This window comes from Methylobacterium sp. Gmos3 (assembly GCF_056430985.1).
The window spans coordinates 326,260-343,864 of the sequence record NZ_JBWJYL010000006.1 but is presented as its reverse complement, the minus strand read 5'-3'; the positions used below and the strand labels follow the sequence as shown (position 1 = coordinate 343,864).

Below are 17,605 nucleotides of genomic sequence, written 5' to 3'. Positions count from 1 at the left end.
TGAGCGCAGAGCCGGCTTCGTCCCATGGTCTGGCCGGGAAGGGTGTGTGGTCCCCTCGCCCCGCTTGCGGGGAGAGGGCCGCGACGACCCCGTCGTCGGCGCGGCGAGGCGGCAGCCGAGGGTGAGGGGGTATGCCGGTTGAGGCTCCTCCGGCGAGCCCCCCTCACCGCCGCTCCGGCTTCGCCTGCGCTCCCCACCGACACGACGAGGTGTCGGCGGGCCTCTCCCCGCAGGCGGGGAGAGGGGAAGCCCGCGCCATTCCGAAGGTGGCAGGGCCGGAGAGGCGGGTGCCCGCCGCATCGACCTGCACGTCCTGCCGCAGGGTCCCGTACGGACGGAACCCCCGCAGGTCTCGCGCGCTACCCGCTCACACTGCCGTGATGCGAGGTTTCCCATGCGCAAGATCCTGATGGCGTTCCTGCTGCCGAAGATCATCGAGGTCATCCGCCGCCGCTACAGCCGGTCGCACTCCGCCCGCACCCGGTCGTTCTGAGCGCGACGGGGACCGGCGACACCATGACCAACGATCCGCGCGAAGCCGGTCCCCGGCCGCCCTATCCGGGCGACCAGCAACAGCCCCGGCCGGGGCTCACGTCCAAGATGACGCCCCGGCCCGACCACGGCGAGGAGAGCTATGTCGGCAAGGGCCTGCTGACGGGCCAGGCCGCCCTCATCACCGGCGGCGATTCCGGCATCGGCCGGGCGGTCGCCATCGCCTATGCCCGCGAGGGCGCCGACGTGGCGATCTCCTATCTCGAGTCGGAGCAATCGGACGCCGAGGACACGAAGACCTGGGTCGAGAATGCGGGCCGGCGCTGCCTGCTCCTGCCGGGCGACATCCGCGACGAGGCCCATTGCCGGTCCCTCGTGGACCGCACCGTGGAAGCGTTCGGGCGCCTCGACGTGCTCGTCAACAACGCCGCCGCGCAGGTGGTGAACGAGGGGCTGGACGACCTGAAGGCCAGCGACATCGAAGGCTCGTTCCGCGCGAACGTCTTCGCCATGTACTACCTCGCCCAGGCGGCGGTGCCGCACATGAAGCCGGGCGGGGCGATCGTGAACTCCACGAGCGAGCAGGCCAAGATCGCCGACCCCACCATGCTGATCTATGCCGCCACTAAGGGCGCCATCGCCAGCCTGACCATCGGCCTGTCGAACCTCCTCGCGCCCAAGGGCATCCGCGTGAACTGCGTCGCGCCGGGACCGGTCTGGACGCCGATCCAGCCGATCGTGAAGAGCCCGGAGCAACTGGAGAAGCTCGGCACCGATACGCCCCTCGGGCGCGCCGGGCAGCCGGCCGAACTGGCCCCGGCCTATGTGCTCCTCGCCTCCCGCGAGGGCAGCTACATGTCCGGTGCCCTGATCCCCGTCACGGGCGGCGTGCCGATGCTGTGAGACGCGGGGTCCGAAACGGCGATACTCGCCTTGAAATACGTTCGGACCCGCGATACACCCCCCGCCAGTGCCGCCGTAGCTCAGTTGGTTAGAGCACCAGATTGTGGATCTGGGGGTCCCCCGTTCGAGCCGGGGCGGTGGTACCATCCTTCAAGTCGGCGTCCCGATCCGTTCCGCACGCGGCCCTCGCGGGCGCCGCCCGGCGAGAGGCGGGATGAGACCGACCATGAACATGCCCGTCAAGCCCGTTCGCACCCTGTATGATGAGGATGCCATCGCCCGGCGCAACGCTGAATTGGCGAAGGACATTCTCGCGACGCAGCCCCAGGACCTCCTCGTGGTGGCGATCCTGAAGGGCAGCTTCATGTTCGCCGCCGACCTGCTGCGGGCGATGCACCGGGTCGGGCTCGCGCCGCAGGTCGAGTTCGTGCACCTGTCGAGCTACCGCACCGGCACCGTCTCCACCGGACAGGTCGAGATCCTGCGCGACGTGCAGAGCGAGGTGCGCGGCCGCGACGTGCTCCTCGTGGACGACATCCTCGAATCCGGCCGCACGGTGGTCTTCGCCAAGGACCTGCTGATGGCGCGCGGCGCCAAGCGGGTACTGACGGCGGTGCTGCTGGAGAAGCCCGGCAAGCGCGCGGTCTCCATCGACGCCGAGTTCGTCGGCTTCACCTGCCCCGACGTGTTCGTCGTCGGCTATGGGATGGACGCGGCCCACGCCTACCGCCAGCTGCCCTTCGTCGGTGTGGTAGACTACGGAAACACCGATCCCGATTTGTTCGGTGGCACCTGAGATCGCGACATTTTGGCGTTTTGCTGCGTTGCGAAGCAGCTTTTGCGCGCCCTCTGTCTTGACAGGGAAAGGGTTCCTCCCGCGTTCTAACGGCGGGAACAGCCTTACCTCCTTGTCGCAGCGGGACGAATCCGGTTCATCATGGCGCGCATCCTTCTGGTGGATGACGAAGAGACGGTCCGCGGCTTCCTGAAGCGGGGGCTGGAGATCGACGGCCATGCCGTCGTGACCGCCACCGACGGCAGCGACGGGCTCGACCGCCTGAACGAGGCCGGCGGCGCCTTCGACCTGATGCTCACCGACATCCGCATGCCGCTGATGGACGGGATCGCCCTGGCCCTGGCCGCCAAGCGCGACTTCCCCGACCTCACCATCCTCCTGATGACCGGCTTCGCCGACCAGCGTGAGCGCGCCCGTGGCCTCGATGCCATCGTCACCGACGTGCTGACGAAGCCCTTCTCCCTCGCCGACCTGCGCTCCACCGTGCGCCGGGCGCTCGCGGCCTGAGAACGTCGCCTTAACCACGCTGCTTAGTCCCGCCTTCACGCGGGGATGACAACTTGTGCGTGCGAATCGCCGAGGGTCAGGGCATGCGCGGGTACGAGCGCGACGAGGATGCGGAGTGGGAGTGGGACGAGCGCCCGCGCCGTCGTCCGCGCCGCCGGAAGAGCGGCGTCGGGCGGGTCTTCACCCTGGTGAAGCTCGCCCTGTTCCTCATGCCCCTCGGTCTGTTCCTGTTCGGCAGCTATTTCGCCGATTGCCAGGCGCGCCCGTCCTTCGCGGATTGGACCTCGATGATCGGCGCCAGCGCCTGCGCGCGGCACACCATGATCGGCAACGCCACCACCGCCCAGGACGGCTTCGCGGCGCTGCGGCGGATCATCGACTGACCGGATCGGACCATGTCGGGACCTCTCTCCTCCGAATCGGACAAGATCGACGAGGCCCGCTTCCGCGCCCGCATGGCGCGGGTGAGCGAGGGCGGCGGCTATCCCGCCCGTCGCCGCCCGCGGGAGGACGAGGAGGAAGAGGCGACCGGTCGTTTTCGGCTGGGCTGGTTCGGCTGGCTCCTCGTCGACAGCCTCGTGGTGATCGGCACCGTCGCCGCCGTGGTGGCGTGGCCCCCGGTCGATGCCTGCCGCACGCAGGGCCGGACAATTGGCTTCATGACCGGCGACACGGTGGAGAAGTGCATCCGCCGGGGCATCGGCGAGCGGCTGACCAATGCCGACCAGCGCATCAAGATGATCCTGCGCGGCTCGGGGCACTGAGCGGTTTCGGGACGATCAGGATTGGCCGCTCCACAGTCTTTGCGAGCGTATCGAAGCAATCCAGGGCGGCGGGACCTGACCGGATGTGGCGGATCCCTGGATTGCTTCGCTTCGCTCGCAAAGACGAAGCGGGTCTTTCGGCAACCTGGCGAGTCCCCGCCCCTACCCCTCGAACGACAGGCAGGCCCGCGTGCCCTTCGGGGCCGGGGCGTAGACCAGGGCGCTGCGCAGGTTCGTCGCCATCGCCTTGACGATGCGCGAGCCGAGGCCGGTGCCGCGCGGCTTGCCCTCGCCGGTCCAGCCGACGCCGTCATCCTCCACCGCCAGTTCGAGCCGGTCGGCGATGCGCCGCAGGGCGACGCGGATCTCGCCCGGCTCCTCCGGCGGGTAGGCGTACTTGTAGGCGTTGGTGACGAGTTCGGTGACGACGACACCCACCGAGACCGCCTTGTCGGTGGCGAGCCGCACGGAATCGGCGCTGAGGCGGATGGCATGGTCGCGGCCGGCGGCCTTCATCGCCGCCTGCAACTCCTCCACGAGGCTGCCGAGATAGGCGTCGAGTTCCACCGCCTCCACGTCCTCGGAGGTGTAGAGCCGGCGATGGATGCCCGCGATGGCCGAGATGCGCGCCTGCATCTCCTCCAGGGCGGCCTTGGCGGCGGGGTCGGCGACGGCGGTGGTCTGCATCCGCGCCAGCGCCGCGACGAGGGCCAGCGAATTCGCCACGCGGTGGTTCACCTCGCGCAGGAGGAGTTCGGCCCGGTCGCGGGCGGCGCGCACCTCGGCCTCGGCCCGTTCCTTGTCCCGGCGCATCGCCTCGGCGCCGAGCGCCGTGGCGACAGCCTCCCCGAGCAATTCGCGGAACTGGCCCTGGAGGTCCTTCCACACGTAATCGGCGGCCCCCGCCTTCAGGGCGGCGACGGCGACGCGGCTGTCCTCCGAGCCTGTGACGTAGACCACGGGGGGCGCGTCCGGCAGGGCGCGGATCTCGGGCAGGAGATCGAGCCCGGTCTGGCCGGGCATGTGATGGTCCAGGGCGACGAGGTCGATGCCCCCCTGCCGCAGGCGGGCGAGGCCCGCCTCGCCGTCGGCGGCGTGCTCCACCGCGTAGCCGCGCGCGGCGAGGCTGCGCTGCACGAGGCGCGCGAGGCCCGCATCGTCGTCGATGTAGAGGATGCGGGTGGCGGGCTGGGCCGGGCCGCCTGGACCTGTCGTCATGGGGTCTCTGGGATCTGCATGACGGAGAAGAACAGGCCGAGCTGGCGGATGGCGTTGGCGAAGCCTTCGTAGTTCACCGGCTTCGTCACGTAGACGTTGGCGCCGAGATCGTAGCAGCGCTGGATCTCGCGGGCGTCGTCGGTGGTCGTCAGCACGATCACGGGCGAGCGCCGCGTGTGCGCGTTGGCCTTCACCTTTTCCAGGATGTCGATGCCGGTCATGTCCGGCAGGTTGAGGTCGAGGAGGATCAGCAGGTGGCGCCGCCGGCTCACCTCGCCCGAGCCGTCCGGCCCGAACAGGTAGGCGAGCGCCGAGGTGCCGTCGCGGAACGGCACGATCTCGTTGTTCACCCCCGCCCGGCGGATGTTCCGCTCGATGAGGCGGGCGTGACCCTCGTCGTCCTCGATCATCACGATGCAGACGGGATGCATGTCCGGCTCTCGATTCATTCGGCGGCCATCGACAGGGGCGCCGCCACCCCGCGCTCCATAGACGCGCCGCGCGGCAGCGTCACCGTGAAGGTGGAGCCCCGGCCCGGCTCGGAGTCGAGATCGATGCGCCCGCCCAGCGCCCGCACCAGCGCCTTGACGTGGGCGAGGCCGATCCCCTCCCCCGGCCGGTCCTGCGTGCCGGAGCGGCGGAACAGCTCGAAGACCCGGTCATGGTCGGTGCGGGCGATGCCCCGCCCGTTGTCGGCCACGGCGAATCGCACCCGCTCGGTGCCGAGGGGCTGCGCCGTGACGGTGATGCGGCCGGGGCGCGCGGGGTCGAGATATTTGAGGGCGTTGTCGAGGAGGTTGCCGAAGATCTGATCGACAGCGAGCCGGTCCGCGACGATCACCGGCATGCCGGGGGCGACGATGATCTCCGCGTTCTGCGAGCCGGCCTGATGCTGGATCGTGTCCGCGAGGCGCTCGATCACCGCCGACATGTCGAGGGGCTCCGGCTCGAACCGGCGGCGCCCCTCGCGGGAGAGCTTCAGGATCGCCGCGATCAGCCGCTCCATCCGCGTGACGGCGGCGCCGATGAAGCCGAGCGCCTCGCCGAGGTCGGAATCGATCCGCTCGGCGTCCGGGTGGCCGGCGAGGATCGTCCGGAGTTCGGTGCGCGTCTCGGCCAGCTCGCTCGTGAAGCCCATGATGTTGACGAGCGGCGACCGCAGGTCGTGGCTGACGATGTAGGCGTAGCGCTGGATCTCCTCGTTCGATTCGCGCAGCTCCGCCTCGGCCTCGCGCTGGGCGGTGATGTCGGTATGGACGCCGACCCATTCGCGGATCGCGCCATCGCGGTTCAGCACCGGCACGGCGCGGATCGCGTAATGGCGGTAGCCGCCGTCCTTCGCCCGCACCCGGTGCTCGAACACGAAGGTCTTGCGGGCGGCGACAGTCTCGTTCCAGGCGGCGACGCTGGGGGCCGCGTCGTCCGGGTGGACGGCGTTGGCCCAGCCGAAGCCGCTGTATTCCTCCGGCGTCTGGCCGGTGATGGCGGCCCAGCCCGGCTGCGGCCCCACCATCCGGCCCTGCGCGTCGTTGGTCCAGAGGACGCCCCGCACCGCCGCGATGGCCGCGCGGAACCGCGCCTCGCTGGCGGCGAGTTCGCCCTGGATGCGGTGCTGGTCCACGGCGATGGCGAGCATCCCGACGAACAGGATCAGGAAGGTCGCCCCGGCCACGGCGAAGGCCAGCGCCTGGGGCGCGGCGGCGAGGCCGTGCACGGCCGGATGGGCGCCGTGATCCCCGGAGAAGGTCGCGGCCGCCATGCCGGTGTAGTGCATGCCGGCGACGGCAAGCCCCATGACGACGGCGGCGATGACCTTCTCGCTCACGCTGTTGTGGCGGAAGGCGAGCCAGAGGGCGACGGTGGAGGCGAGGATCGCGATGGCGATCGAGGCGACAACGAGCGCCGGATCGTAGGCGACGTGGCCGGGCATCCGCATCGCCGCCATGCCGGTGTAGTGCATCAGCGCGATGCCGAGCCCCATCAGCGGCCCGGCGACCAGCACGGTGCGGGGGCCGGCGCCCCTGCGCCCGGCGAAGGCGAAGGCCACACCGGTCACGCCCACCGCGATGAGGAAGGACAGGACCGTCAGCCCGAGGTCGTAGGCCGTCGGCATGCCCATCTCGAAGGCGAGCATGCCGATGAAGTGCATCGACCAGATGCCGCCGCCCATCGTGACGGCGGCGCCGGCGATCCAGAGCCCCCGTGAGCCGGAGCGGACGGTGCCGTCCGCGACGCCGCGTGCCCGCGCCCCGAGATCGAGGGCCGTGTAGGCGGCAAACATCGCGATCGCCACCGACAGGGCCACGAGGGCGGGGTTGAAGCCGGGGGTAGGCATCGGGGTCTCGGACGACGGCAGGAACTCGCGCGGGCCGTTCTCTCACCGCGACAACCTGTCGTGGTATAAAGAACTTTCGAGCGAATTCGCGGCAGGACGACACATCCACCGTGGGTATGTCATCCGAGACCGTCGCATGGTTATTGAGGGTGGAACACCACCTTCACACAACCATCCTGCTTGTCGCGGAATGCCTTGTAGAGGTCCGGTCCGTCCGCGAGGTCCGTGGAGCGGTGGGTGATGAGCGACGACGTGTCGATCTTACCCTCCTCGATCAGCTTCAGCAGCGGTTCGAGGTAGCGCTTTACGTGGGTCTGGCCGCTTTTCATGGTCAGGCCCTTCTGGACGATGGAGCCCATGTTGATCGGCACCGGCCCGCCATAGACGCCGGGCACCGAGACGATCCCGCAGGGCCGCACCGCCTTGATCGCATCCGCCAGCGCCAGGGGCCGCTCGGTGGTGGTGAGCTTCTCCTGTACGGCGGTGATGAAGCCGGAGAGGCCGTGGCCGCCGCTGGCTTCCATGCCGACGCAGTCGATCACCGCATCCGGGCCCTGGCCCTTGGTGATCTCCTTGATGCGCTCGAACACGTCCTCGTTCGCGAAGTCGATGATGTCGGTGGCGCCGGCCTTCCTGGCGAGCGCGATGCGCTCCGGCACCGTCTCGATGACGATGATCCGCTCGGCGCCCATGATCCTGGCCGACTGGATGGCGAAGAAGCCCACCGGGCCCGCGCCCCAGATGGCGATGGTCTCGCCGCCCTGGATCTCGCAATGCTCCGCGCCCTGCCAGCCGGTGGGCAGGATGTCCGTGAGGAACAGGGCGGCCTCGTCGTCCATGCCGTCCGGCACCTTCATCGGCGCCACGTCGGCCATCGGCACGCGGACGTATTCGGCCTGGCCGCCGGCATAGCCGCCGGTGAGGTGCGAATACCCGAACAGGCCGGCGGTGGTGTAGCCGAACTGGGCGGCGGCCATCTGCGCGTTGCGGTTCGACCGCTCGCAGACCGACCAGTTGCCGAGCTTGCACTGGCGGCACTCGCCGCAATTGATGTTGAAGGGCACGACGATGCGGTCGCCCTTGCGGAACTTGGAATGGCCGCTGCCGGTCTCGACCACCTCGCCCATGAACTCGTGGCCGAGGATGTCGCCCGATTCCATCGTGGGCATCAGCCCGTCCATCAGGTGGAGGTCCGAGCCGCAGATGGCGCAGGACGAGACCTTGATGATGACGTCGCGCGGATCCTCGATCCTCGGGTCGGGAACGGTGTCGCAGCGGATATCGCCCTTACCGTGCCAGCAGAGTGCCTTCATGGTCGTGGTGTCCTCGCGCGGGGCTGGCCTGAAACGGGCCCGTCTCCCGAACAAGCAGGGGCGGCCACGGCCAAGTTCCTGATGAGAAGTTCCTGCAGGACGCGGGAGGACCCTGGCCCCACCATGCTGCGCTGGCTAATCAAAAACGGATGGCGGCGGAGGGGGGCGAGTCGACCAATTGGTGGTTGTCTCGATGCACAAGCCGTCGTCTTCTCATTGCCGCCCGGCGCGAAAAGCCCTGGCGTTATTTAGCCGACATGCCAAGGATCGGGGATGCCCTCCCGCCCGCGCGAACGCTACACCACCTTCCTCGTCGCCCTCGGCAAGGCGCGGGCTTCCGGCATGCCCGTCTACGCGGTGCGGACGGGCAGCGCCGCCGAGGCCCTCGCCGCCGTGGCCGCCGAGGCGGGCAAGGGCGAGGAGGCGGTGATCGTCGGCAGCCTCTCGACCCGCACCGCCAAGACCCTCGCCCTCAAGCCGGGCGAGACGCGGCGCGTCTGACGCTTCAGCCGATTCGCAGGACGGTACGCGGCCCGAGCCGGCGCAGCAGCCGCAGGAGATCGGCCTTGGCGAGGGCGACGCAGCCCTCGGTGGGGCGATAGCCCTCGCGGGCGACGTGCATGAAGATCGCCGAGCCCTTCCCCGGGCGGATCGGGGCGCGGTTGTAGTCGATGTCGAGCACCACGTCGTAGAGCCCGTCCTCTCGCCACATTGCCTCGGCGCTGACGCCTGGGGCCGGCAGGCGGATCGGCCTGTTGTAGCGGCGGTCCCGGCGATCGTCGCACCAGCCGTCGTCGGGGCGGATCGGGCGCAGGGGCAGCGCGGTGCGCGGCCGGATTCCCTGGTGGTCGGGCCGGTAGGCGCCGCCGCGCAGGCGGAACCGGCCCCGCGGCGAGCCGCCGTCGCCCTCGCGCTTGCGCCCGACGATGCCGCAGGCCCCCAGTGCGCAGGGGATCACCGAGGCGCCGACGAGGAGGTGCCCCTTGCGCCGATCACCCACGGTGGGGCGCACGCGAATCTCCGCGAGAGTGGTTCTCACCACGAAAACTTGCCTCCGGCTGTGCAACTTCGCTGAGAAACCCGAATGCGAATTGCGCGCAAGCCTGTTTCCGGTCACAAAGCTCATCCTTTGCAAGTCCGCTTCATCCGGACCGACGATATCCCGGTGTACAAGGACGGCTTGGACAGTCGGCCCGCGCACCTTCCTTCATCACGGGGATTTCGCACGCCGGCGCTTTTACGCTAGGGCTTCGTGACGATGTCGAATGCCTACCGTTTGCTGATCTGTGACGACGACGAGATCCTGCGCGACACGCTGATCGAGCAGCTCGCCTTGTCCGAGGAATTTCATGTCGTGGGCGAAGCCTGCGGCGCCGATGCCATGCGCCGGGTCGCGGACGAGCGCATCGACCTCGCCGTGATGGATGTCGGCCTGCCCGACATGGACGGCCGCGAGGCCGTGCGCCGGATGCGGCAGGCGGGCTTCCGTAGCCCGGTCATCATGCTGACCGCGCAGGATTCCGAGGCCGACCACGTCGAGGGGCTGGAGGCGGGGGCGAACGACTACGTCACCAAGCCGTTCAAGTTCGGCATCCTGCTGGCGCGGATCCGCGCCCACCTGCGCAGCCACGAGGCGTCCGAGGACGCGGTGTTCCAGATCGGCCCCTACACGTTCCGGCCGAGCGCCAAGCTGCTGATCGGCGAGCGGGGCTCCAAGCTCAAGCTCACCGAGAAGGAGACCGCGATCCTGCGCTTCCTCTACCGGGCGGGCCGGGCGGTGGTGAACCGCGACACGCTGCTCGCCGAGGTGTGGGGCTACAACGCCCACGTCACCACCCACACCCTGGAAACGCACATCTACCGCCTGCGCCAGAAGATCGAGCCGAACCCGGCGGTGGCGGCGATCCTCGTGACCGAGGGTGGTGGTTACAAGCTCCTTCCCTGATTTATTAGGCTTTTTCGGATAGGCCAGTCTGCCGGGGATGCCGGAAGCGGAGCGGCAGGGCAGCGTGGGGCTCGACGACGACATCGCGATCCTCGCGGCGGCGCCCGTGTTCGGTTTTCTGGACCGGGATGCCCTGCGCCTCCTCAGCTTCGCCGCCGAGCGCCGGGAACTGCGCGACGGCGACCGCCTGTTCGCCCGGGCCGAGCCGGCCGATGGCGGCTTCGTGGTGATGTCCGGCACCATCCGCCTGGAGCGCAGGAACGCCGCGCCGGTGAGGGCGTCCCGTTCGGCGCTGATCGGCCACCTCGCCCTGTTCGTGCGCGGCGAGCGCCCCTGCGACGCGATCGCGGAAGGACCCTGCGAACTCGTCCGCATCACCCCCACCCTGATGCGCCGCGTGCTGGAGGAATTCCCCGGCGCGGCGCGGGCGATCCACGACGCCATGGCCCTCGACCTCGTGACCTTCACCGACGACCTCGAACGCGTCCGCGCCCGATTCGGCGGGGTGTGAGCGACGAGGCCCGACCGGCTGTCCGGCCCCCGTCGACAGCCCCCGCGGGCGCCTGTAAGCACGGTCTTCCATTCTCGAAAAAGACCGCTGCACCCATGTCCCACGCCGACCTTGCCCGGACCATCGAGACCGCCTGGGAGGAGCGCGCCGGCATCTCGTCCGCCACCACGGGCGCTGTGCGGGAGGCCGTGGACGAGGCCCTGAACCTCCTCGATTCGGGCCGGGCCCGCGTCGCCGAGAAGTCGGGCGAGACCTGGCAGGTCAACCAGTGGCTGAAGAAGGCGGTGCTGCTCTCCTTCCGCCTCAACGACATGACGGCGATTCCCGGCGGCCCCGGCGGCGCCCATTGGTGGGACAAGGTGCCCTCCAAGTTCGAGGGCTGGGACGCCGCCCGCTTCCAGCAGGCGGGCTTCCGCGCGGTGCCGGGCTGCGTCGTGCGCCGGGGCTCCTTCGTGGCGCCGAACGCCATCCTGATGCCGAGCTTCGTGAACCTCGGCGCCTATGTCGGCGAGGGCACCATGGTCGACACCTGGGTGACGGTCGGCTCCTGCGCCCAGATCGGCAAGAACGTCCACCTCTCGGGCGGCGTCGGCATCGGCGGCGTGCTGGAGCCGCTGCAGGCGAACCCGGTGATCATCGAGGACGATTGCTTCATCGGCGCCCGTTCCGAGGTGGTGGAAGGCGTGATCGTCGGCCAGGGCTCGGTGTTGTCCATGGGCGTCTATCTCGGCGCCTCGACCAAGATCGTGGACCGCGCCACCGGCGAAGTGACCTACGGTTACGTGCCGCCCTATTCGGTGGTGGTTTCGGGCTCGCTGCCCGGCAAGGCCCTGCCGGATGGCTCCCCCGGCCCGAGCCTCTACTGCGCCGTCATCGTGAAGCGCGTCGATGCGGGCACCCGCGCCAAGACCGCGATCAACGACCTCCTGCGCACCTGAGGCGCGGATCCATGGAGACCGGTGGCACCTTCGACCTGACGCTCGGGGGCAAGCGGCTCTCCGTGCCCTACGACCTCTACGGCCATGGGCCGGGCGCGCTTATTTTGCCGGCTCTCTCGACCATCTCGTCCCGGCGGGAGGCGGCCGGGTTGGCCCGTGAGCTCGCCTGGGACCATCATTGCCTCGTGCCGGATTGGCCGGGTTTCGGCGCGCAGCCGCGCCAGCGCCTGAAGCTGGAGCCCGCCACCTACCATGCCTTCCTCGATGCCCTGCTGAAGGCCGCCCCCGGCCCCTATGCGCTGGGCGTCGCCGCCGGCCATGCGGCGGGCTACCTCGTGGCGGCGGCACGGCGGCACCCGAACGCCTTCGGCCGCCTCGTCCTCGTGGCGCCGACCTGGCGCGGTCCCTTGCCGACGGCGATGCCCGACAAGGCCGCGTGGTTCCCCCGCATCCGCGCCGCCGTCGAGGCGCCGCTGATCGGCGAGGCGCTCTACCGCATCAACATCAGCCCGCCGATCATCGGCCGGATGATGCGCGCCCATGTCTACGGCGACCGGGAAACGGTGACGCCGGATCTCGTGCGCGCGAAGCACGCCATCACCCGCCAGCGCAACGGCCGCTTCGGCACGGCGGCCTTCGTGACCGGCGGGCTCGATCCCGTGGCGAGCCGCGAGGCGTTCCTGGCCCTGTTCGGGCCGGACCTGCCGCCGGTGCTCGTGCTACGCCCGGAGGGGGCGCCGCGCCGCTCCGGCGCCGAAATGGATGCCCTTGCGGAGAGCGGTCTCGTCACCGCCACGCGCGTGCCGGGGGCGCTCAGCGCGCACGAGGAACACCCGGCCGCGATCGCCGCCGCGATTCGCGCTGCCTGACACCGGGCGGCCTGGACTCGGGGACTTACCGAAGGCAGGGATGGTCACGCCGCCGCGATCCGTCTGCCTCGTGTGACGCCCACCCGATGCCGGTCGCCAAGCGAGGATACGAGATGCGCCGCCTTTCGCTCACGACGGCCCTGTCGCTCGCCGCGTTCTTCACCGTCTCACCCTCGTTCGCCGCCCCCGATCAGGGGGCGCCACCGACATCCGCCCCTTCCCTGCAGGCGGACCCGCTGAAGCCCGGCAAGCCGGCGGTGAAGCCGTATCTCGCCGAGGGCGCCCTGCCGGACCCGCTGAAGATCCTGCCGCCGCCGCCCGCCCATCACTCGCCCCTCGACAATGCCGACCATGCGGCCTTCACCAACACCCGCGCCCTGAAGGGGTCCGCCCGGTGGAACCTCGCCGCCAACGATGTGGCCGAGGGCGCGGCGGCGGTGCTGGAGAACTTCGCCTGCGTGCTCGGCGTGCGCATCGACCAGGGGCAGGTGCCCGCCACCCTCAACCTGCTGGAACGGGCGCGGCTCGACCTCGCCCACATGACGCGCATCCCCAAGGTCCATTACCGCCGGCTGCGCCCCTTCGTCGGCAACGAATCGCCGATCTGCGTGCAGCGGACCCAGGCGCTGGCCGACAGCTTCAGCTATCCCTCCGGCCATGCCACGCAGGGCTGGGCCTATGCCCTCATCATGGCCGCCCTCGTCCCTGAGAAATCCACCGCCATCCTCGCGCGCGGCCGGGCCTATGGCGAGAGCCGCGTGGTCTGCGGCGTCCATTGGTTGAGCGACGTCGCGGCGGGGCGCACCAACGGCTCCTCCACCTTCGCCGCGCTGATGGGCGATGCCGGCTTCCGGGCCGACCTCGACAAGGCCCGCGCCGAGATGCGCGCCGCGCTCACCCAGGGCGGCGCCGCGCCGGACGCAGCCCTCTGCGCCCGGGAGGCCGAGGCCCTCCGCGAGCCGCCCTTCGAGTTTTGAATTGGAATGGCTTCAGATTTGAAGCGTTTTAACTGTGTGATTTACAACACGTTTTCGGCTTGATCGCGGGCTCGTGATCGGGGAAGTCGAAGGCGGGGGCCGGATCCTGGCACCCGTCGGAGACGTGCCATGACCGATCGTTCCCTCCGCTCCGGCGTGCTTCTTCCTTCCGTGCTTCTGGCTGCCACGGCCTTCGGAGCCCCGGCGCGGGCGCAGGAGGGGCAGGTGCAGCTCGACGAGCTCTCAGTGGAGGCGGTGCGGGCGCCGCAGGGCAACGTCGCCACCTCGCAGGACAGCGCGGCGACCAGCGGCGGCGGCGGCGGCCCCTCCGGCGTCACCGGCTACGTCGCCCGGGTGAGCCCGACCGTGACGAAGACCAACACGCCGCTGATCGAGACGCCGCAATCGGTCTCGGTGGTCACGCGGGAGCAATTGAACGACCGCAACATCCAGACCTTCGATCAGGCGCTGGCCTACGTGCCGGGGGCGACGATCAACGCCTCCGGCTTCGATCCCCGCTTCGATGAGATCTTCATCCGCGGCTTTCCGGCGCTCGCCAACAGCACGTACCGGGACGGTCTTCGCCAGATCGGCAGCGGCTTCATCTTCCCCCGCATCGAGCCCTACGGGCTGGAGGCGATCACCGTTCTGCGCGGCCCCGCCTCGGGCCTCTACGGGCAGGGCTCACCGGCCGGGATCATCGACGCGACCACGAAGCGGCCCGTCTTCGCGCCGTTCGGCGAGGTCTGGCTTCAGGGCGGCAGCTTCGACCGGGCGCAGGGCAATTTCGACCTGGGCGGACCCGTCCAGGGTTCGGACGGCACGATGGCGTGGCGCCTGACCGGCGTCCGCCGTGAGGCCGGAACCTTCATCGGGCGCGGGACGATGGACGACCAGCTCTACATCGCGCCGGCCTTCACCTGGAAACCCTCGGCGGACACCACCCTGACCTTCCTCGGCGAGTATCAGGAGCGCAAGACGCCGGCCTCGGTCTATTTCTACAACGATCCCGGCTTCGTGGTGACCCGCTTCTTCGGCGGCGATCCGGCCTTCCAGGGCCTCGACCAGACCCAATACCGGATCGGCTACGCCTTCGAGCACCGGTTCTCGGACGATCTCATCTTCCGCCAGAACTTCCGCCACTACGGCATCTTCCTGAGCGCGAAATACACGCAGATCGACTCCCTCGACGACACCCGCACCTTCGGCAACCGCTCCACGGGCTATCTGCGGGAGGGGCTCGTGCAGCAGACCCTCGACAACCAGATTGAGACCCGGTTCCGCACCGGACCCGTCGCCCACACCCTGCTCGCCGGGCTGGATTACGCCCATTACGGCTTCAGCTACCGCCTGGGCTTCGGCGAGGCGCCGCCGATCAACCTCGTGACCCGCAATTACGGCACGCAGTTCGTCCCGACGCCGGCACTCGGTTCGGCGACCCGGCAGAACCAGGATCAGGTCGGCGTCTATCTGCAGGATCAGGCGAAGTTCGGCGACTTCGTGCTCACCCTCACCGGCCGGCACGATTGGGTGTTCCAGGACGACCGGGCGACCCCCGACAGTACCCTCACCCGGCAGAACGACAGCGCCTTCACCGGCCGGGTCGGGCTCAACTACCTGCTGGCGCCGGGCCTCGTGCCCTATGCGAGCTACGCCACCACCTTCGTGCCTCAGGTCGGCGTGAGCGCCACCGGAACCCCGTTCCGGCCCTCCACGGGCGACCAGATCGAGGCCGGCGTCAAATATCTGATCCCCGGCACCAACATCCAGACGGCCTTCGCCGGCTTCGACATCGTGCAATCGAGCATCCTGCGGCCGGATCCCACCAATATCGCCTTCCAGGCCGCCACGGGCGCCGTCCGCTCGAAGGGGTTCGAGGCCGAGGCGACGGCGAACCTCGCCCCCGGCACCAACCTGACCATCGCCTACAGCTACTTCGATTTCCGCTATGTGCGGCAGACGTCGTACAGCGGCCAATCCCTCGACGGGAACCAGGTTTCCGGCATTCCGGGCCACACCTATACGTCGTTCCTGACCTACGCCTTCCCACCGAGCTCGCCCCTGCGCGGGCTAACCCTCGGCGGCGGCGTGCGCTTCATCGGCCCGAGCTACGCCGACGACGAGAACACGGTTCGCAACACCGCCAAGACCCTCTACGATGCCCTGATCGCCTACGATTTCGCGGCGATCGACCCGAAGTTCCAGGGGCTGCGGGCGCAGGTCAACGCCACCAACGTCTTCGACCGGACCTACACCACCTGCCAGAGCGGCTACTGTTATCGCGGCACCCCCGCCACGGTGATCGGCAGCCTGATCTACCGGTGGTGAGTTATCCCCGAAACACGACGACCATCCTCTCGCCGTAGAGGAATCGTAAGGCCCTGCCCCGAGAGTCGTGGCGCGGACCCCCCAGTCCGCGCTAGAACCGGAGCGGAACGGGGCGGACAGCGTGATGCGGCTTGACGTGGGATCGGTGGTGGTGCGGGCCGGGCGGCTCGGCCTTGTGGCGGCCATGAGCCTCAGCCTCTCGGCCTGTTTCCGCCCTCTCTACGGGCCGACGGCCTCGGGCGAGTCGATCCAGGCGCTGCTGGCCTCCGTACAGGTTGATGAGATCGTGATGGCCCAGGGCCAGGAACGGCTCGGCCATTACCTGCGCAGCGAATTGGTGTTCGACCTCGACGGCTCGGGCCAGCCGGTGAAGAAGCAGTACCGCCTGAAACTCTCGGGCTCGGAGACGGTGCAGACGCCCATCGTTTCCTCCACCACCGGCCGCGCCGAGGCCGGCACGGTGATCGGCAACATCCGCTACAGCCTGGAAGACCTTAGCGGCACCAAGGTGATCGCGGAGGGCGTCGCCACCTCGACGGCGACCTACGACCGCTCGGTCCAGCGCTTCGCGAGCCAGCGCGCTGCCCGGGACGCGGAGATCCGCCTCGCCGATACCCTGGCCGACCAGATCAAGACCCGGATCGCCTCGGTGCTGGCGGCCAAGCCGTGAGCGCACGGTGACGGCTGTCCGGCCGGGGGATGTCGAGGATCTGATCCGGCGGGGTCCCGACCCGCGCATCCCGGTCATCCTCGTCTACGGCCCCGATACCGGCCTCGTCACCGAACGGGCCAAGGCGCTGGCCGAATCGTTCCTGCCCGACGCCACGGATCCCTTCGCCCTGGTGCGGATCGACGGTGATACCCTCGCCTCCGATCCCGGCCGGCTCTGCGACGAGGCGGGCACGGTCGGCCTGTTCGGCGGCAAGCGCGCGATCTGGGTGCGGCCGAGCAGCCGCAACATCGCCCCCGCCGTCGAGGCAGTGCTCTCCATCCCCGTCACCGACACGCGGATCGTGGTGGAGGCGGGCGATCTCGCCAAGGGCAACCCCGTCCGCGCCCTCTGCGAGAAGTCGCAGCGGGCGCTCGCCATCGCCTGCTACCCGGATGACGAGCGGGCGCTCGGCGACCTCATCGACCGGACCCTGCGGGGGCATGACCTGCGCATCGAGCGCGAGGCGCGGGAGGTGCTGGTGCGCAGCCTCGGCGGCGACCGCCGGGCGAGCCTGATGGAGATCGAGAAGCTCGCCGTCTACGCGGCGGGCAAGGGCAGCGTCACCCTGGAGGACGTGGAGGCGGTGGTGAGCGATGTCGCCGCCAGTGTCCTCAACACCCTGGTGGATGCCGCCTTCGACGGGCGAATCGACGTGGTGGAGCGTGATTCCCGGCGCTTCCGGCAGGAGGGATTGGACCCGGCGCAGGTGCTCGGCTCGGCCCTGCGCCATGCCACGACGATGCTCGCCCTGCGGCTCGACAACCCCGAGAAGTCGCCGAGCGCCATGGTCGCCGCGTGGCGCGGCCTGCATTTCAAGCGCAGGGCGAGCATCGAGCGGCAGCTCGGCCTGTGGGGTCCTGCCCGCCTGCGGCAGGCCATCGACATCCTCGCGCAGGCGGTGCTGGCCAGCCGCCGGGCCGACCCGACGCTGGCCGAGGCCATCGCCTCGACGGCCCTGCTCCGCATTGCGGAAGCTGGCCGCCGCCGCTGAGGCGCG

At 69.7% G+C, this 17,605-nt stretch carries 19 protein-coding genes and 1 tRNA gene; 15 read left to right on the top strand and 5 right to left on the bottom strand.

All coding sequences use genetic code 11. The features are described from left to right. The first annotated feature begins 516 nt into the window (after positions 1 to 516). The 6 genes from ACS5Q7_RS14830 (at position 517) to ACS5Q7_RS14805 (ending at position 3,462) form a co-directional block, all read left to right on the top strand. On the top strand, positions 517 to 1,395 hold the full coding sequence (locus tag ACS5Q7_RS14830) for an SDR family oxidoreductase (RefSeq protein WP_478340055.1): 879 nt from the start codon (positions 517 to 519) through the stop codon (positions 1,393 to 1,395). Between the two features lie 69 nt (positions 1,396 to 1,464). Further along, positions 1,465 to 1,541 (top strand) — tRNA-His (locus ACS5Q7_RS14825). A gap of 80 nt (positions 1,542 to 1,621) precedes the next feature. Continuing rightward, positions 1,622 to 2,191: a hypoxanthine phosphoribosyltransferase gene (hpt, locus tag ACS5Q7_RS14820; RefSeq protein ID WP_478340054.1), complete on the top strand. Its 570-nt coding sequence runs from the start codon at positions 1,622 to 1,624 to the stop codon at positions 2,189 to 2,191. 141 nt (positions 2,192 to 2,332) lie between these two features. After that, positions 2,333 to 2,698 carry a response regulator gene (locus ACS5Q7_RS14815; RefSeq protein ID WP_243928550.1) on the top strand — a complete coding sequence of 122 codons (366 nt, stop codon included), beginning with the start codon at positions 2,333 to 2,335 and terminating at the stop codon, positions 2,696 to 2,698. Between the two features lie 83 nt (positions 2,699 to 2,781). Continuing rightward, positions 2,782 to 3,081, top strand: a complete 300-nt coding sequence (locus tag ACS5Q7_RS14810) for a hypothetical protein (RefSeq protein ID WP_478340053.1) — start codon at positions 2,782 to 2,784, stop codon at positions 3,079 to 3,081. Positions 3,082 to 3,093: 12 nt separating this feature from the next. Continuing rightward, positions 3,094 to 3,462, top strand: coding sequence for a hypothetical protein (locus ACS5Q7_RS14805; RefSeq protein WP_478340052.1), 369 nt, complete (start codon positions 3,094 to 3,096; stop codon positions 3,460 to 3,462). A 162-nt stretch (positions 3,463 to 3,624) separates the two neighbouring features. Here the strand turns inward: ACS5Q7_RS14805 and ACS5Q7_RS14800 are convergent, their stop codons facing one another. From ACS5Q7_RS14800 to ACS5Q7_RS14785, 4 genes are all read right to left on the bottom strand, one after another. Then, positions 3,625 to 4,680: a sensor histidine kinase gene (locus ACS5Q7_RS14800; protein ID WP_478340051.1), complete on the bottom strand. Its 1,056-nt coding sequence runs from the start codon at positions 4,678 to 4,680 to the stop codon at positions 3,625 to 3,627. Next, complete coding sequence (locus ACS5Q7_RS14795; protein ID WP_478340050.1) at positions 4,677 to 5,111, bottom strand: response regulator; 435 nt, start codon at positions 5,109 to 5,111, stop codon at positions 4,677 to 4,679. The genes ACS5Q7_RS14800 and ACS5Q7_RS14795 overlap by 4 nt, the downstream gene beginning before the upstream one ends. Positions 5,112 to 5,125: 14 nt before the next feature. Further along, on the bottom strand, positions 5,126 to 7,015 hold the full coding sequence (locus tag ACS5Q7_RS14790) for a sensor histidine kinase (RefSeq protein ID WP_478340049.1): 1,890 nt from the start codon (positions 7,013 to 7,015) through the stop codon (positions 5,126 to 5,128). Positions 7,016 to 7,155: 140 nt separating this feature from the next. Then, the gene (locus ACS5Q7_RS14785; protein ID WP_478340048.1) at positions 7,156 to 8,328 is read right to left on the bottom strand and encodes a zinc-dependent alcohol dehydrogenase; all 1,173 of its coding nucleotides are present in this window, start codon (positions 8,326 to 8,328) and stop codon (positions 7,156 to 7,158) included. Between the two features lie 273 nt (positions 8,329 to 8,601). Here ACS5Q7_RS14785 and ACS5Q7_RS14780 point away from each other — a divergent pair, with 273 nt between their 5' ends. After that, on the top strand, positions 8,602 to 8,829 hold the full coding sequence (locus tag ACS5Q7_RS14780) for a hypothetical protein (RefSeq protein WP_478340047.1): 228 nt from the start codon (positions 8,602 to 8,604) through the stop codon (positions 8,827 to 8,829). Positions 8,830 to 8,833: 4 nt separating this feature from the next. On the opposite strand, the gene ACS5Q7_RS14775 is transcribed toward ACS5Q7_RS14780, so the two are convergent. Continuing rightward, positions 8,834 to 9,370: a L,D-transpeptidase family protein gene (locus tag ACS5Q7_RS14775; protein WP_478340046.1), complete on the bottom strand. Its 537-nt coding sequence runs from the start codon at positions 9,368 to 9,370 to the stop codon at positions 8,834 to 8,836. A gap of 216 nt (positions 9,371 to 9,586) precedes the next feature. Here ACS5Q7_RS14775 and ACS5Q7_RS14770 point away from each other — a divergent pair, with 216 nt between their 5' ends. The 8 genes from ACS5Q7_RS14770 to holA all read left to right on the top strand — a co-directional run bounded on the left by ACS5Q7_RS14770 (position 9,587) and on the right by holA (position 17,599). Beyond that, complete coding sequence (locus ACS5Q7_RS14770) at positions 9,587 to 10,273, top strand: response regulator transcription factor (protein WP_243959664.1); 687 nt, start codon at positions 9,587 to 9,589, stop codon at positions 10,271 to 10,273. Positions 10,274 to 10,337: 64 nt separating this feature from the next. Beyond that, on the top strand, positions 10,338 to 10,784 hold the full coding sequence (locus tag ACS5Q7_RS14765) for a cyclic nucleotide-binding domain-containing protein (protein WP_478340144.1): 447 nt from the start codon (positions 10,338 to 10,340) through the stop codon (positions 10,782 to 10,784). Positions 10,785 to 10,879: 95 nt separating this feature from the next. Then, positions 10,880 to 11,722 (top strand): 2,3,4,5-tetrahydropyridine-2,6-dicarboxylate N-succinyltransferase, encoded by an 843-nt coding sequence (gene dapD, locus ACS5Q7_RS14760; protein ID WP_478340045.1) that lies wholly within the window; start codon positions 10,880 to 10,882, stop codon positions 11,720 to 11,722. Between the two features lie 11 nt (positions 11,723 to 11,733). Continuing rightward, on the top strand, positions 11,734 to 12,591 hold the full coding sequence (locus ACS5Q7_RS14755) for an alpha/beta fold hydrolase (protein WP_478340044.1): 858 nt from the start codon (positions 11,734 to 11,736) through the stop codon (positions 12,589 to 12,591). Positions 12,592 to 12,704: 113 nt separating this feature from the next. Further along, the gene (locus ACS5Q7_RS14750; protein ID WP_478340043.1) at positions 12,705 to 13,568 is read left to right on the top strand and encodes an acid phosphatase; all 864 of its coding nucleotides are present in this window, start codon (positions 12,705 to 12,707) and stop codon (positions 13,566 to 13,568) included. A gap of 129 nt (positions 13,569 to 13,697) precedes the next feature. Next, on the top strand, positions 13,698 to 15,896 hold the full coding sequence (locus tag ACS5Q7_RS14745) for a TonB-dependent siderophore receptor (protein ID WP_478340042.1): 2,199 nt from the start codon (positions 13,698 to 13,700) through the stop codon (positions 15,894 to 15,896). Positions 15,897 to 16,020: 124 nt separating this feature from the next. After that, a complete protein-coding gene (gene lptE, locus ACS5Q7_RS14740; RefSeq protein ID WP_478340041.1) occupies positions 16,021 to 16,566 on the top strand; it encodes an LPS assembly lipoprotein LptE in 546 nt (181 codons plus the stop codon). A gap of 7 nt (positions 16,567 to 16,573) precedes the next feature. After that, positions 16,574 to 17,599 carry a DNA polymerase III subunit delta gene (gene holA, locus ACS5Q7_RS14735; RefSeq protein WP_478340040.1) on the top strand — a complete coding sequence of 342 codons (1,026 nt, stop codon included), beginning with the start codon at positions 16,574 to 16,576 and terminating at the stop codon, positions 17,597 to 17,599. The last annotated feature ends 6 nt before the right edge of the window (positions 17,600 to 17,605 follow it).

Bases quoted from the DNA above. Each gene is read 5' to 3' on its own strand.
- ACS5Q7_RS14830 (WP_478340055.1), top strand. From the start codon at position 517: ATGACCAACGATCCGCGCGAAGCCGGTCCCCGGCCGCCCTATCCGGGC.
- hpt (WP_478340054.1), top strand. From the start codon at position 1,622: ATGAACATGCCCGTCAAGCCCGTTCGCACCCTGTATGATGAGGATGCC.
- ACS5Q7_RS14815 (WP_243928550.1), top strand. From the start codon at position 2,333: ATGGCGCGCATCCTTCTGGTGGATGACGAAGAGACGGTCCGCGGCTTC.
- ACS5Q7_RS14810 (WP_478340053.1), top strand. From the start codon at position 2,782: ATGCGCGGGTACGAGCGCGACGAGGATGCGGAGTGGGAGTGGGACGAG.
- ACS5Q7_RS14805 (WP_478340052.1), top strand. From the start codon at position 3,094: ATGTCGGGACCTCTCTCCTCCGAATCGGACAAGATCGACGAGGCCCGC.
- ACS5Q7_RS14800 (WP_478340051.1), bottom strand. From the start codon at position 4,680: ATGACGACAGGTCCAGGCGGCCCGGCCCAGCCCGCCACCCGCATCCTC.
- ACS5Q7_RS14795 (WP_478340050.1), bottom strand. From the start codon at position 5,111: ATGCATCCCGTCTGCATCGTGATGATCGAGGACGACGAGGGTCACGCC.
- ACS5Q7_RS14790 (WP_478340049.1), bottom strand. From the start codon at position 7,015: ATGCCTACCCCCGGCTTCAACCCCGCCCTCGTGGCCCTGTCGGTGGCG.
- ACS5Q7_RS14785 (WP_478340048.1), bottom strand. From the start codon at position 8,328: ATGAAGGCACTCTGCTGGCACGGTAAGGGCGATATCCGCTGCGACACC.
- ACS5Q7_RS14780 (WP_478340047.1), top strand. From the start codon at position 8,602: ATGCCCTCCCGCCCGCGCGAACGCTACACCACCTTCCTCGTCGCCCTC.
- ACS5Q7_RS14770 (WP_243959664.1), top strand. From the start codon at position 9,587: ATGTCGAATGCCTACCGTTTGCTGATCTGTGACGACGACGAGATCCTG.
- dapD (WP_478340045.1), top strand. From the start codon at position 10,880: ATGTCCCACGCCGACCTTGCCCGGACCATCGAGACCGCCTGGGAGGAG.
- ACS5Q7_RS14755 (WP_478340044.1), top strand. From the start codon at position 11,734: ATGGAGACCGGTGGCACCTTCGACCTGACGCTCGGGGGCAAGCGGCTC.
- ACS5Q7_RS14750 (WP_478340043.1), top strand. From the start codon at position 12,705: ATGCGCCGCCTTTCGCTCACGACGGCCCTGTCGCTCGCCGCGTTCTTC.
- ACS5Q7_RS14745 (WP_478340042.1), top strand. From the start codon at position 13,698: ATGACCGATCGTTCCCTCCGCTCCGGCGTGCTTCTTCCTTCCGTGCTT.
- lptE (WP_478340041.1), top strand. From the start codon at position 16,021: ATGCGGCTTGACGTGGGATCGGTGGTGGTGCGGGCCGGGCGGCTCGGC.